This is a genomic window from Spirosoma sp. SC4-14, from assembly GCF_037201965.1.
Lineage (GTDB): Bacteria > Bacteroidota > Bacteroidia > Cytophagales > Spirosomataceae > Spirosoma.
Genome location: NZ_CP147518.1, coordinates 2,469,348 through 2,484,304 on the forward strand (window position 1 = coordinate 2,469,348; position 14,957 = coordinate 2,484,304).

General features: G+C 46.0%; 11 protein-coding genes. 7 read left to right on the forward strand and 4 right to left on the reverse strand.

Going from position 1 to position 14,957, the window contains the following annotated elements; genetic code table 11:
- Positions 1-58 precede the first annotated feature (58 nt).
- Positions 59-1,615: a M20/M25/M40 family metallo-hydrolase gene (locus WBJ53_RS10035; RefSeq protein ID WP_338875966.1), complete on the forward strand. Its 1,557-nt coding sequence runs from the start codon at positions 59-61 to the stop codon at positions 1,613-1,615.
- 82 nt (positions 1,616-1,697) lie between these two features.
- Here WBJ53_RS10035 and WBJ53_RS10040 read toward each other — a convergent pair whose 3' ends face one another.
- The gene (locus WBJ53_RS10040) at positions 1,698-3,041 is read right to left on the reverse strand and encodes a D-arabinono-1,4-lactone oxidase (RefSeq protein ID WP_338875967.1); all 1,344 of its coding nucleotides are present in this window, start codon (positions 3,039-3,041) and stop codon (positions 1,698-1,700) included.
- 291 nt (positions 3,042-3,332) lie between these two features.
- Here WBJ53_RS10040 and WBJ53_RS10045 point away from each other — a divergent pair, with 291 nt between their 5' ends.
- A complete protein-coding gene (locus tag WBJ53_RS10045; RefSeq protein WP_338875968.1) occupies positions 3,333-3,818 on the forward strand; it encodes a hypothetical protein in 486 nt (161 codons plus the stop codon).
- Positions 3,819-3,893: 75 nt separating this feature from the next.
- Here the strand turns inward: WBJ53_RS10045 and trxA are convergent, their stop codons facing one another.
- Positions 3,894-4,202 (reverse strand): thioredoxin, encoded by a 309-nt coding sequence (gene trxA, locus WBJ53_RS10050; protein ID WP_338875969.1) that lies wholly within the window; start codon positions 4,200-4,202, stop codon positions 3,894-3,896.
- 103 nt (positions 4,203-4,305) lie between these two features.
- Between trxA and WBJ53_RS10055 the strand changes: the two genes are divergently transcribed.
- Entirely contained in the window at positions 4,306-4,911 is a 606-nt protein-coding gene (locus WBJ53_RS10055; protein ID WP_338875970.1) for a DUF1684 domain-containing protein, read from the forward strand.
- A gap of 5 nt (positions 4,912-4,916) precedes the next feature.
- On the opposite strand, the gene WBJ53_RS10060 is transcribed toward WBJ53_RS10055, so the two are convergent.
- Positions 4,917-5,690: an SDR family oxidoreductase gene (locus WBJ53_RS10060; RefSeq protein WP_338875971.1), complete on the reverse strand. Its 774-nt coding sequence runs from the start codon at positions 5,688-5,690 to the stop codon at positions 4,917-4,919.
- 285 nt (positions 5,691-5,975) lie between these two features.
- On the opposite strand from WBJ53_RS10060, the gene WBJ53_RS10065 reads away from it, so the two are divergent.
- The 4 genes from WBJ53_RS10065 (at position 5,976) to WBJ53_RS10080 (ending at position 13,646) form a co-directional block, all read left to right on the forward strand.
- On the forward strand, positions 5,976-6,314 hold the full coding sequence (locus tag WBJ53_RS10065) for a helix-turn-helix transcriptional regulator (protein WP_338875972.1): 339 nt from the start codon (positions 5,976-5,978) through the stop codon (positions 6,312-6,314).
- Positions 6,311-8,959, forward strand: coding sequence for an ABC transporter permease (locus WBJ53_RS10070; protein ID WP_338875973.1), 2,649 nt, complete (start codon positions 6,311-6,313; stop codon positions 8,957-8,959). Before WBJ53_RS10065 ends, WBJ53_RS10070 begins: the two co-directional genes overlap by 4 nt.
- Before the next feature lie 92 nt (positions 8,960-9,051).
- The gene (locus tag WBJ53_RS10075) at positions 9,052-11,724 is read left to right on the forward strand and encodes a permease prefix domain 2-containing transporter (RefSeq protein ID WP_338875974.1); all 2,673 of its coding nucleotides are present in this window, start codon (positions 9,052-9,054) and stop codon (positions 11,722-11,724) included.
- Positions 11,725-12,233: 509 nt separating this feature from the next.
- Positions 12,234-13,646: a capsule assembly Wzi family protein gene (locus WBJ53_RS10080; RefSeq protein WP_338875975.1), complete on the forward strand. Its 1,413-nt coding sequence runs from the start codon at positions 12,234-12,236 to the stop codon at positions 13,644-13,646.
- 231 nt (positions 13,647-13,877) lie between these two features.
- Here the strand turns inward: WBJ53_RS10080 and pseI are convergent, their stop codons facing one another.
- Complete coding sequence (gene pseI / locus WBJ53_RS10085) at positions 13,878-14,945, reverse strand: pseudaminic acid synthase (protein ID WP_338875976.1); 1,068 nt, start codon at positions 14,943-14,945, stop codon at positions 13,878-13,880.
- Between the last annotated feature and the right edge of the window lie 12 nt (positions 14,946-14,957).

The window sequence follows — 14,957 nt, forward strand, 5'->3', positions numbered from 1 at the left end:
TAATCGAGATTTTCGGCCAGCTATGACACTTCGGCAAACTACGCTATCAAAACAGTATTTGACCAGATTAACTACAGCTACCTATCTTTTGGGCATAGTAAGCACATTCTGGTTGCTTATGCCATTGGCGGGCCAGGCCCAAAAATTGAACGCACAGCGGATAGATGAACTGGTCGATAAGCAGATGTGGCCTGCTATTGATGAACTGAGTGAGTATGTTGCTCTGCCAAATGATGCCATCAATGCCGACGATATACAAAAGAACATTGCCTGGACCGAAAAAGCGTTTGCCAGGCGTGGCTTTCAAACATCGGTACTGAAAACAGCACGGTTGCCATTGCTTCTGGCCGAAAAAACCTTTCCGAAAGCTACACAAACCGTTCTGTTCTATTTCCATCTGGATGGCCAACCGGTTCGAGCCAGCGAGTGGAAACAGAACGATCCATTTGTGGCAGTATTAAAGGAGAAAACAACCGCAGGCACCTATATTGATTTGCCCGCCAGCTTGCCAAAAACCACAGTCAACGATGAGTGGCGGCTGTTTGGCCGGTCGACCTCAGATGACAAAGGACCAATCATTATGATGCTGAATGCTTTGGATATTGTGCAGGCTCAGAAGCAGACTCCGCCGTTTAATGTTAAAATTATTATCGATTCGGAAGAAGAAAAAGGCTCGCCGGGGCTAAAAAGCGCTTTGGCGTCCTATAAAGACAAACTCCGGGCCAACTACATGATTGTGATGGATGGCCCAATGCACTCATCTAATCTGCCGACACTAACTTTTGGGTGCCGGGGCAATGCCGGTTTTACCATAACAACCTATGGCCCGGTTACTCCGCAGCACAGTGGCCATTTTGGTAACTATGCACCTAATCCGGGGTTTCGTCTGGCCCGGCTGATTGCCTCTATGAAGGATGAGCAGGGCCGGGTATTGATTCCGGGTTTTTACGATGGAATTTCATTCGACGACGAAAGCCGAACGATTATGGCGGCCGTGCCGGATAACAAACAGAACATTAACAAAACGCTGCAAATTGCTGAAGAAGAAAAAGTAGGAACCAACTACCAGGAATCACTGCAATATCCGTCGCTAAACATACGAGGGATGAAATCGGCGGTGGTAGGGCCCGGTTCCGGAACAATTATTCCCGAGGAGGCTGTAGCCAGTTTCGATATTCGGTTAGTACCCGAAACGGATGGAAAACGGATGGTTGAATTGGTGCGGATGCACATCGAAAAACAAGGCTTCACCGTTCTGGACCATGTTCCGGGCACCGAAGAACGACTTATGCATTCGCAGATTGTATTTTTCGAAGGAAATGCCGGTACACCAGCGTTTCGGACCAATACTAATGCGCCAATGGGGGTTTGGCTCCGTAAAGCCCTCTCCGATAGTTTTGGTAAAGACCCGGTTGTTATCCGGATTATGGGAGGTACGGTGCCGGTTGTGCCATTTATTCAGGCCTTAACGATTCCGGCCGTTATTGTTCCGCTCGTGAACATGGATAACAATCAGCACAGTCCGAACGAAAACTTACGAGTAGGTAATCTGCGAACGGGCCTCAAAACCTGTCTGGCTATTCTGACAGCTCCGCTGCCTGAGCAACCCCGTTAACAGCTTTGTCGGTAGGCATTGGTAATTAGTCATTAGGTATTTGTTTTTTCCCAACGACTAATCACCAATGAAAAAATGGCAACTATCCATAGATAGTCGAGTCCAGAAACGCATTACGGAATTTACCTTTCGGATCGTATTCCTTTACCAGTTTCTTAAAATCTGGCAATTTTTCGTACCGCGACTGGAGCACCGATGGGGAGAGGGTAAACAATTTACCCCAATGCGGCCGAACAGTGAACGGAGCCAGTGCTTTTTCGATCATCGGTAAGGCTTTTTTTACTGAAGCCCAATCTTGTTTCCAGGTGAAGTGAATAGCCAGGCTCGGCTGTTTATAGCATGGACTCATCCATAGATCGTCGGCATCGATGGTGCGCAGTTCTGAAATCAGCAAATGTGGGCTAATATGGTCGCGGAGGTGTTCTACGGCCAGAATAGCCTCAACTGCATTTTTCCGGGGCACAAAATATTCAGATTGAAGTTCCTTGCCGCTACTAGGCGTGAAGCCCATTTTGAAATGCGGTAATCGTTCGTACCAGGGTCCCGCAACTCCCAGTTGCTCAGTACAATTTTCGGCCGAAAGCTCAGCAATAGGATGCAGGTTTTTGGTGGCCCGCTTAGCACCAAAGAATTCAGGCTTAGCATCCAGTTTAACGCCTTTCTCAATTTTTCGTTTAATCCAGACCTCGTTGATCCGCTTCTTTTGCCAGTCAGTAAACAGACTCACGCTATAGCCAGCGGAAGCAATGGCCTCAAAGTGGTTTTTTAGCTGATCCAGCGGTAGGTTTTCATATACATCCTGCCGCATCTGAAATGTTGGTACCACATTGAGCGTGACCTTGGTCACCACGCCCAGCGCCCCCAGATGAACAACCGCTGCCCGAAACATATCGCCATCTTTCTGCCGCGACAACTTTCGGACTTCACCCGCTGCCGTCACGATTTCCATTGCCGACACTGCCGTTGATAGGTTACCATTTTTTACGCCCGATCCATGGGTTGCCGTAGCACAGGCTCCGGCAACGGAAATGTGAGGTAATGAAGCCAGATTATGCAGAGCAAATCCTTTGCTTTCCAGATAGGGAGCTAACTGCCCATAGCTCAGATTGGCATCAATGGTTACTGTATGCGCTTTTGTGTCCAGGCCAAGAACCTGGTCCATCTGCCGCAGGGAGATCAGATTATGTGTACTATCGGCAATACCGTTGAAACAGTGCCGGGTGCCGAGCACTTTTAGTTTGTCATACTTTTTGACCAGTTCCTGGACCTGCTTGAGCGATTTGGCCTGATAGAGTCGGTCGGTGCTGTAGGTGTAATTCCCGGCCCAGTTTTTTAGCTTATCGTCGGATGCCCAACTCGCTAACGGAGAAAATACAGGAGCAGTCATTAATGCAGAAGAAAGCTTAAGAAACGTTCTTTTTTTCATGATTAAAGGGTTTGTGCTAAACTAATCGAACCCATCGAGAATACGATAATCCGAAGCCGAAATCTGCTGATCATTTGTTGATAGCCAGTTGCGTTTCGGCCTTCGATTGGTAATGATAACTACCCAAATTGGGTAAACAGCACAGGACGGGACCATTGACCAAAAGCCTACCTTAACCGATGGGAACGCGAAGACTATCCTAATCTATTTCAATTTGAAAAAGTACAAAATAATATTTGATTGTTATAATAAACTTCTATACTTTAACCGGTAAATCAACATTTACCAGCCATGAAAACGTTATTTTTGCTAACCATCCTATTGTTGAGTAACGTTTCTGTCAGTTCGGCGCAATCCGACAACGATGCCATAAAACGCGTATTACACGAAGAAACCGTAGGGTTTTTCAAGCGAGATAAAGCAAGATGGGCAAACGCCTGGGCGCATACGCCTTACATCAATTTCGCGGCTAATTTATATGGAGGAGATTTCCTGCTGGTAAAAGGCTGGAATGACCTGGAAAAGCAGTTTGCCAATCAATTTAAAAGCTCGAAAGTAACGGACAACGTTACGGTTCAGAATGGCAACTACACCATTCACCAGAATGGGAATATGGCTTTTGTTTCGTATGATCAAACCCTGGTCGATAGCCACGGTAAAACAACATCGAAAGAGACGCGGGTAGTCGAAAAAATAAACGGGCAATGGAAGATTATTAATGTGATTGCCCTGACAAACCTAAAAAGTTTTGGACTGGCGCAGGCTCAAAAGAAATAGAACGATCAATTCAAACAAAAAACCCGACCATAATCCTAGTCGGGTTTTTTGTTTGAATTGATCGTTTAGCCTGCTTTAAGAAGCGAATTGCTTCACTAGATTTTCAAGAGTGTGAAGAGGCTGTACGCCCGATTGCCGCCAGACAATTTTGCCGTCTTTAAACATAATCATAGTTGGAATACTCCGGATTTGATATTGGTTGGCAGCTGCCTGAGCATGGTCTACGTTAATTTTAATTACGCGGACTTTATCGCCAGTGCGATCAGTAAGTTGCTTCAGAATGGGAGCCTGTTGTTTACAGGGACCACACCAGTCGGCATAGAAGTCGACAAGCACCGGCTTATCGCCTTTAATTAGTTGCTGAAAAGTTTCTTTCTGATTCATTGTTCTATTTGGTTTGTTGACCTGATGTGGTTGTTTTGTATTATTATAACACCGGATATGCCCTGCCAGTTCATCCGGGGCAACACGCTTTTGCCGAATACCTATGCGCGCTTTATTGCTTTTTGGGTCTGTATTTCTGACAACTGTTGCGGTTGGCCAAACTCATTTTGCCAACGAAATCACACAGCATCGCGAAGTATATAAAAACGATTTTCTGACCTCGTCCAATAGCCCACTGAAGTCGAAAGAAGATCTGTCATACCTGCGCTTTTATGAGCCTGATTCAACCTATCGGGTGGAGGCAACCGTTGAGCTAACGCCCAAAGCCGAGCCCTTCGAAATGCCCACCTACAATGGGCAAACCCGTCCGCATGTTGAGTATGCGGTGGTGTCGTTTGTATTGGCTGGTAAATCGTTGCAGTTGACTCTTTACCGCAACCTGAACCTGCTTCGATTACCCCAATACCGCGACTACCTTTTTTTGCCATTTCGGGATGCTACCTCAGGTTATGCCACGTATGGTGGAGGACGTTATCTCGATCTTCGTCTGGGCGATATTAAAGACGGACGAATGATTATTGACTTCAATAAAGCCTATAATCCGTATTGTGCTTATCACGAAGGCTACGCTTGCCCTGTTCCTCCCAAAAAAAATACGCTGCCAATAGCGATCGAAGCCGGAGAAAAAACCTATGGCAAGGCACACTAACTATATCAATAGCCCCAGGCCAGCAGGCCGCCATCGACAGCAATGATTTGTCCGCTAACGTATCCCGAAGCGGGCATACTCAGGAACGATACGACCGATGCTACTTCTTCGGGCTCACCAATCCGGTTCATAGGTGTACGTTTCAAAATACCACTCAATTTTTCGGGATTATTTAGCACTGGCGATGCCAGCGGGGTGTTTATATACCATGGCGCTACTGAATTTACCCGAATACCGTCGGGGGCCCATTCAACGGCCAGATTGCGGGTAAGTTGCAGTAGCGCGGCTTTGGTCATGCCATAGAGTGAGCCACTGCTGGTGTGCGTCAGACCCGAGACTGACGAAACGAAAACAAGTTTACCGCCCTGTTCCGAAGCCTTCAGCAGGGGATAAGCCGCCTGGCTCAACTCGTAGGCCGAACGAAGATTGGTGTTCAGGATGTGGTCATACTCATTGGGTGTATAGTCGGCAGTCGGTTTTCGGATATTCGTTCCGGCATTATTAACCAGAATATCCAGCTTGCCCCATTTTATTTTTACAGTTTCTATAATCTGAACTGCTACACCCGGCTGACTCACATCGATAGCCACCCCTTCTACCATATGCCCCTGCTGGCGGTAGGCTGTTAGTTGTTGCCGAAGAAGCTCGTTGTCGCGGGCAATAATAAATACGGCAGCGCCCAGCTCAAGAAATTGCCGGACAATTGCTTCGCCGATACCTTTGGTGCCGCCCGTTACGAGCGCGCGTTGGCCATTTAGTGACCAGAGAGGCTGGTTCATAGAAACTAATTTTTAAACGATGCAATGATTACAATCAATACTTGTCTGTATGGTAGGGCAGAGGCTACGAAACTAAGAGCAGAATTTTGTAGAACAAAGCAAAATAAGCACAGACTCCCGTTTGATGGCAACACGTAATCCATCCAGATCTGTTCGACAACGGACACACCAAATGTCCGGAATCGTACAAATTCTAAACTCTCGCAGGCTTATACTGACTGGAAATCAAGTTTTTTGATTTTGGCAAAGCATTTGTTCTACAAAACTTAATTATATGATTTGAGGATGAGACGATCGTATTTAGGCGAGTTTGAAGAAGTGGTGTTACTGACGGTTGCCGTGCTGGGCGATGGTGCTTATGGGGTGGCCATTACCGACGAACTGGACCGGCAAACCGGGCGTTCGGTAAGTATTAGCGCTGTTCATGCAGCTTTGCATCGGCTGGAAGAAAAAGGGATGCTTTCCTCACGCATGGGCGATGCTACGGCTGAGCGGGGCGGCCGCCGGAAACGCCTGTTTACGGTTACCGCGCTGGGGAGCCGCACGCTACACGACATCCGGGCTACCCGCGACCAGTTGTGGAATTCAATTGCCCCCAACTCACTTCCCGCCATTAGCATATGAATATGGCGCCACGACCGGTAAAATCACCACCCCGCTGGGCAGACTGGTTGCTCGAATGGTTCTGTGCTCCGCATCTGCTGGAGGAAGTGCAGGGCGATTTGCACGAACGATTCGAGCGAAACTGCCAACAAGTTAACATCGGGTTTGCTCGTCGACAATATGGACGGGAAGTACTTGGTTTTTTACGACCGTTTGCCGTAAAGCGCAAACCCAGTCAATATCCGTCAACTCCTTTACTCAGTATCGATATGTTACAAAATTATTTCAAGATCGCTTTTCGGAATCTTACCCGGAATAAGGCCTATTCGACCATCAATATTGTGGGCCTGAGCATCGGCTTAGCAGCCGCCATGATGATCATACTGTATACGAAAGATGAAGTTAGCTATGATCGGTTTCATAAGAACAATCCATTGATCTACCGGATTACGAGTAAGGCGATTACGCCTGCTGGCGTTGCCAAATACCGACAACCCTATACCGGATTTTTTCCTGGACCCAAGTTTCAGGCTGGCGTGCCTGAGATTCAAACATTCGTCCGTTATCAGTTGAATGGAAAAGATATGAAGTTGGGGAATGACGTAATAAATCAGGAGGTTTATCTGGCCGATACCAGCTTCTTCTCGGTCTTTACGTTTCCGCTGATCCACGGTAATCCGAAAACCGCTTTGCAACGGCCCCATTCGGTCGTTATATCTGACGAGATGGCAAAAAAACAGTTTGGCACTACCGATGCGCTGGGCAAGATTATGTACTTAAGAGATGACGATCAGTTTGAGCCATACACTGTAACTGGTATCACCAGAAAAGCGCCCCAAAACTCATCCGTCAAATTCGATGTACTGCTCCCCCTTAAAGTCAGTGCCGAAGAAATGAGTAATAACGAAAACTGGTTCAATGTGTTTTTGAACACGTTTGTTGTACTTAGTCCAAATGCCAGTAAAAAAGTCGTAGAGGCTAAAATGAATCAGGTTTATCTGGCCGATGCGCGCGAAGGGATCAAAGCAATTGCGGAGAAGTTCAACGAAACCGACAAAACGATTTATGAACTTCAGCCACTGACCGACATGCACCTGAGTAAAGAGCTACCGGCCAATAATGGTCTTGTGGATGAGAGCAATCCAGTGTTTTCCTATATTTTGTCGGGTATTGCGTTGTTTATTCTGCTCATTGCCTGTATCAATTTTGTGAATCTCACGGTAGCACGGTCGCTAAAGCGGGCAAAAGAAATTGGGGTTCGTAAGGTGGTTGGCAGTGCCCGATCGCAATTGATCTTGCAATTTCTTGGCGAATCGTTCCTGCTCTGCTTTGCCGCCTTCGTATTGGCCATTGGCCTTCTCGAACTGGCGTTGCCCACCTTTAATCAACTAGCAAATAAAGCACTGTCGCTTTCCTATCTGTTCGACATAAAACTGGTGGCTGGATATATAGCCTTGTTTTTTCTGACCAGCCTATTATCAGGATTCTATCCGGCCCTGATTTTATCGGGATACGATCCGGTCAAAACGCTTTACAACCGTTTCAATTTATCGGGTAAAAATTACCTGCAAAAATCACTCGTTGTCTTACAGTTTTCACTGGCTTCGTTTCTGATTATTGCTTCCTTAACCATATACTCCCAGTTTGATTATCTGACCAATACGCCGTTGGGATATGATGATAAAAATCTGGTGATGATTGACAAATCGAATCTGAAACGGAGCGAAGTGAAACTGCTCAGAGATGAGCTGACCAAAAACGCCAACATTATTGATATTGCTCCAAAGAATGGCGGTCGCTGGGGAACGGTAGCTAAAATAAACGGCGATACCCAACTTAGTTTTACCTACGAAACGGTCGATGAAGCCTATATTCCGTTGCTAAAGATTTCGATCGTAACGGGCCGAAATTTTTCGACTCAGTTTCCGTCCGATTCTTCGGAATCAGTTATTGTGAACGAATCATTTGTGAAGAAGGCCGAGTGGAAAAAAACTCTTGGGCAGATTGTGAATTTCTGGCTTAACAACGATAAAAAATATAAGGTTATTGGTGTCGTAAAAGATTACCACTACGGTTCGTTGAGCGAAAAAATACGTCCACAATTGTTTACGATGCGGGCTGGTAATCAGTATGGGAAAGCATTCATTAAAATCAAACCCAATACCGAAACCGCCAGCCTTCGCCATCTTGAAAAAACCTTTAAACGGCTTTTTCCACTAAGCCCGTACACCTATACGTTTTTGGACCAGGAGAACTTGAAGCGGTATGAATCGGAAGCGAAATGGAAGCAAATGGTCTTGTTTGGTGCCATTCTGACGATCTTCATTTCGTGTATTGGCCTGTTTGGATTAGCAACGCTCTCGGCCGAACGCCGAACTAAAGAGATTGGTATTCGAAAAGTACTGGGAGCTTCGGTTGCCAGCATTGTTCAAATGCTCTCGACCGATTTCCTGAAACTGGTCTCTCTGTCGTTTTTGTTTGCGTTTCCGGCGGCCTGGTATGCTATGGAACACTGGCTCGAAAGTTATCCATACCGTATTAGTTTGAGCGCCTGGATATTTGCCAGTACAGCCTTGATCGCCATTACCATAGCCTTCTTCACCGTTAGCTGGCAATCGTTGCAGGCTGCGGTTATAAATCCGGTAAAAAGTTTGAAAACGGAGTAAGGAACTTAGGACTGGGGACGTAGGGCAAAGGGATACTTTGCTATGTAATCCCCAGCCTTAAGCTCTCTGCCCCTAGCCCTCCGTCCCCAACTATGAACCCACTACCACCCCGCTGGGCTGACCGACTGCTTGAGTGGTTCTGCGCTCCGCATCTGCTGGAGGAAGTGCAGGGCGATCTGCACGAACGATTCGAGCGAAACTGCCAACAAGTTAACATCGGGTTTGCTCGTCGACAATATGGACGGGAAGTACTGAGCTTTTTACGGCCGTTTGCTGTGAAGCGCAAACCTGATCAATACCCATCACCTTTTTTCGCAAATCCTGTCATGCTACGCAACTTTTTCAAAATTGCCTTTCGCAACCTGACGAAGAATAAGGTCAGCTCGCTGATTAATCTGTTTGGGCTAACGCTGGGTGCAACCGCCTGTCTGGTTATCTACCTGATTACGCACTATGAGCTAAGTTACGACACCTTCCATCCTGATCGGGAGCGCATTTACCGATTGGTTGGTAAGGTGAAATATAACCCGACTGACGAGGTACATACCGTTGGGTTTATTCCAAATGCCGTTCCGGCGGCTATTCGTCGGGAAATAACGGGTCTTGAAACGGTAGCCGCTTTTCATACTATTGAAACGGATGTATTGATACCGACTGGAAAGGAAAAACCAAACCACTTTGAGAGTAGTCGGCGAACGGGCGGAAGTACCGATATTGTGGTCGTTGATCCCCAATACTTCGAAATTTTTACGTATAAATGGCTGATCGGAAATCCTAAAGTGCTCAATGAACCCTTTAAGGTTGTATTAACCGAACAAAAAGCGCATAAGTATTTTGGCCCATTGCCGGTGGAAGAACTGATTGGGAAGGAAATTATTTACCGCGATTCAGTTCGGGTCAGTGTGGCCGGGATCGTAAAAGACTGGGAGCGGCCAACCGATTTTACCTTTACCGATTTTATTTCGATGGCTACCGTGCGGGCCAGTCGGCTAAAAAATGAGATCAATCTCGATCAATGGGACGACAACTGGTCGGCATCGCAGGCTTATATAAAGCTTTCGGAAGGGACAGTGCCTGCGCAACTAGTTCCGTTATTTCAGCAATTTTCAAAACAGCATTATGCAAAAGAGATGAAGTTCTGGCCGGATTTGCAGCCGCTGTCGGATGTGCATTTTAATGCTGATTATCAGGATAATTATTCGCGTAAAGCCCATTTGCCAACGTTATATGGCCTAATGGGGGTAGCTGCTTTTATTCTGCTGATTGCGGCTATCAATTTTATTAACCTGTCAACGGCTCAGTCTATTCAGCGGGCGAAGGAAATTGGAATACGGAAAGTGATGGGAAGTAGTCGGAAGGGCCTAATTACTCAGTTTTTAAGCGAGACCGCAGTACTGACGTTGTTGGGAGTTGGGATTGCCGTCTTGCTTGTGGGACCAATTTTATTGGCTATGCAACCGCTGCTGCCCAAAGGCCTAACTGTCGATTTATTTAACCTACAGACGATCCTGTTTCTACTTGGGCTCATTGTTGTTACATCAATGTTGGCTGGTTTTTATCCGGCATGGCTACTGTCGTCTTATCTACCTGCCCTAACCTTGAAAGGGCAGAATGCACTGAAAGGGAGTAGAACAGGCCACCTACGGAAAGGGCTTATTGTGTTTCAGTTTACAGTATCCTTAGCGTTTATTGTTGGTACGCTAATGGTTGGGCGCCAACTAAATTTCATGCGAAACAAAGACCTCGGTTTTTCGACCGACGCGACCATAGAAGTCCGTACACTCTGGGATGAGAAGAGTCAGGTACTGGCCCAAAAAATAAAACAGTTAGCGGGAGTCGAGCGGATTACGATGGAGTGGTTTCCACCGATGGGGTCGAGCTACATGGTGACGAAGCTAAAATACCATGGCCAAAATGATAAAGATATAGAGATGGATGTATCGGCCAAAGTTGGCGATGCTAATTTTATTCCGTTGTATAAGCTTCGGCTACTGGCGGGCCGCAACTACTACAAAAGCGACTCATTGCGTGAGTTGGTGATCAATGCCTCCTACGCAAAAGCATTGGGATTCAGGAAGCCCGCTGAAGCCATCAACCAACTTCTCGAATTTGGTGATAAAAAGCTTCCAATTGTTGGGGTTGTCGCTGATTTTCACGAACAGTCGTTTCATGAAAAGATAGGGCCCGTGTTCATTGGCCATATACCTGATCGTGCCAAAAACATTGGCATTAAATTAATCACAAAAGGTAGGCAGGCCGATGACCTGAAAGAAACCCTGGCCCATATCGAGCAGGCATGGAAAGCAGTATATCCCGATAATAAGTTCAATTATACCTTTCTGGATGACTCTATAGCTCAACTTTACGAAAAAGAGACAAAAACAGCTCAGCTCGTTAACCTCTCTACGGCCATTGCCATCCTGGTTTCCTGTATGGGCTTATTCGGACTAGCCACCTTCACCGCCGAGCAACGTACGAAAGAGATTGGTGTTCGGAAAGTGTTGGGAGCCAGTACGGGGAATATTGTCGTATTGCTCTCTCAGGATTTTCTGAAACTGGTTGTTGTCGCTCTGATCATTGCCTCGCCGATAGCATGGTGGGCAATTAACGAATGGCTTCAGGATTTTGCGTATAAAGTAGATCTTACCTGGTGGGTATTTGCTCTGGCTGGACTAATAGCCATGCTCATAACGTTATTGACAATTAGCTTCCAAAGTTTCAGAGCTGCTTTAACTAATCCGGCCAAGAGCTTAAGGACAGAGTGATACCATTCTGACAACCGTTGCTTTATGGGTTGGATAGGATAGAAAACAGCTATTCCAGGTTAGATGCCCCTATAGGCGTTGTTGATTGCGCACGGCTAATTGCGCAATCAACAACGCCTTTTTTATAACCAATCTGTAGTGAATACCTCGTTCAACGTTCATAATAGATATTAAGTAATTATCCAATGTGGATACTATAGTATAATAATAAATAACAAAAAAACATAAAATGGGGGATACTTTTTCTTGTGGGTATCGTCTTATGGGATAATTGTATATGTATTATACATGAATAGTTATTTAGCTTGATGGTCTACCAATTTACGTCATTTAGACCAGCGAGTTATTGAATAGAAACAGCCCGTAACTGTATAATGGAAATTTATTTGCTTAAACAGCAAGGAAAGCCACCTACTGGTTTACCTTGTTTGGGTAGGCCATCAACGCATCGTATTGTTCTGATAATCTTTTGTTTTTTCGTTGTAAGTACGCATTTATATGCACAACGATTGCTGACGGTATCGGGCGAAGCGGGCAGTTTTATTCCTGCATCTGCACGAACGCCGTTCTGGCTGCGGAGTAATCAGTATGGTATTATCCCTTATTCAATGCCCGCTGCGACAGGACGTCTGAGTGCTAGCCTTGACTATGATTCCTTACGATTAGCTACTGGCAAACTCAGCTATGGTGGTGCCATAAATGCCGTGGCCAATGTTGGTGCCACCACACAATGGCTACTACCCGAAAGTTACGTAAAGTTTCGGTACGGGGTTTTTGAGTTTTACGCAGGTCGTCGGCGCGAACTTTTCGGATTGGCCGATTCAACTTTGTCGACAGGCTCCTATGCCTGGTCAGGAAATGCACTCCCGGTGCCTAAAGTGCAACTCGAAATCCGGCCGTTTACGCCATTAACATTCACAAGGGGATTTGTGGCCGTGAAAGGTAGTTTTGCGCACGGCTGGCTGGGCGGACGTTATGTGCAGCATACGATGCTCCATCAAAAGTCCTTATACGTGCGTTTGGGAAAACCCAATAGCAAATGGAAGCTATATGGAGGAGTAAATCACCAGGTAGTTTGGGGCGGTTATAGCGACGATCTGGTGAAAATAGGACTTGTCAAAAGTCCATACTTACCCTCCAGTTTTAAAGACTATCTCAATGTAGTCAGTGGCCTGAAAGCAGACGCAACGGGCATTGTCGATTCACTGGCGTACGCCAATTTCGACCTAACGAATCGAATTGGTAATCATGTAGGTTCGGTCGATGTGGCAGTGGAATTCAAGACAGATCGATTTATTTATTACGCTTATCGCCAGAACCCGTATGAAACGGGGGCCTTTTTTCGTGGGAATAGTTTTGCCGATGGCCTGAACGGCTTGCGTATCCGATCAACTAACCCAAACGCCTTTATTCAGCAGCTACTAATCGAATACCTGAATACGGCCAATCAGGGTGGAGATGACTTTGGGAAGGGAAAGAACGGGAAAGTCAATTATTTCAACCATTCGCAGTTTCGGGATGGCTGGTCGTATGCCAGTATGGGCTTAGGTACGCCGTTTATTACCCCCGCCTATAGCACAACGGGTGAGTTGCCTTATGGTGGGTTTAGCAATAATAACCGGGTACAGGTTTGGCATATAGGGCTAAGCGGAACTTTACTGAAGCCTACCCGACGCTGGCTAAACGGGCCAATTACCTACCAGATCAAAGGATCATTTAGCCATAATCTGGGTACCTATAATGCTCCTTTCGCGAACCCACTCAACCAGTTTTCAGGCATCGTTAGCTTTCAGGTTCCCTTATCGTATTGGAAGGGGCTACTGCTTCAGACGTCACTTAGCGCGGATAACGGAAGCCTCTATACGAATGGTTTTGGGATGTATGTGGGGGTACGGAAGGAGTGGAGCAGGAGATTGCGGTAAGTACATTTTTATGGTACTTATCTCAGCTTCTAGGCCCTTCATGACGAATTTGTCCTATCGACGGGTAGTTGAGATAATCCTAAACATATGAGATCAGAGCAGAAAAAACTATAAACATGAAAAAGTGTTAATATTACGACTGTCCTAATTCTGAATAGCTTACGATTCAATTATACCTATTTTTTTTAATGAGAGAAAGAGTATATAGCTTGTCCATTTGAGCTATTCGTTTCACTCTTTATCAATTAAGTCCCAGTGGAGCGCCGTCCCTGCTTTAATATCCTGGCTGGCAAAACAGGTAAGTACTTGTTCGTAATAGCGGGTATGTAGCCCGTTAGATGGGCGAATACTGCGTACGTTATCAGGTGTAAAAGCTTCTCCTGTTTTTACATCATGCACAACATACAATGACCGTTTAAATTGAAGGCTTTTTTGCTCTTTGGGGGTTAGTGTATAGCTAACTTGTCCCATAGCTAGAGACGTTCGCTCTGTTTCGATAACCAGACTTTTCAATTCATCGGGTTCAAGTGAAAAGGCCGAGTCGACACCTCCTTCGGCCCGACGAAGCGTCACATGTTTTTCGAGTACAACAGCACCTAGTGCTACAGCAGCTACGGCGGCACCAATCCCCATTGTGTGGTCGGAGAGGCCAATTGGTAGATCGAACAGTTGGCGCATATGCGGGATGGTGAGCAAGTTAGTGGTTTCAGACGTGGCAGGATACGTGCTTGTGCATTTTAACAAAACAAGGTTCTTGCAGCCGTTTTCGCGTAAAACCTTTACTGATTCGTCGAGATCGGCCAAAGAAGCTACGCCAGTACTCATAATAACCGGCTTGCCTGTCTGAGCTATTTTTTTGAGTAAAATATGGTCAGTATTTTCAAAAGATGCGATCTTGTACAAGGGTACATTGAGCGACTCCAAAAAGTCGACAGCAGTAGTATCAAATGGAGAGCTAAAGGCAATCATACCTCGCTTTTGGGCATGTTCAAAAATAGGTTTATGCCACTCCCAAGGCGTATAGGCTTGTTCATAAAGTTTATACAGGTTTTTATCGACCCAGAGCGATTTAGCATCGCGAATATAAAATTCTTCTGAAGAACCGTTAAAAGTAATCGTATCGGGTGTGTATGTCTGGAGCTTCAAGGCATGAGCACCTGCATCGGCTACTGCATCAACTATCTCTAAAGCTCTGCTGAGTGACTGGTTGTGGTTTCCTGACATCTCTGCGATTACAAAAGGACGGTGGCCAGCACCTATCGTAAAATTGGCAACCTGAATCGGTTGATTTGCTGTCATAACGGTTTAGAA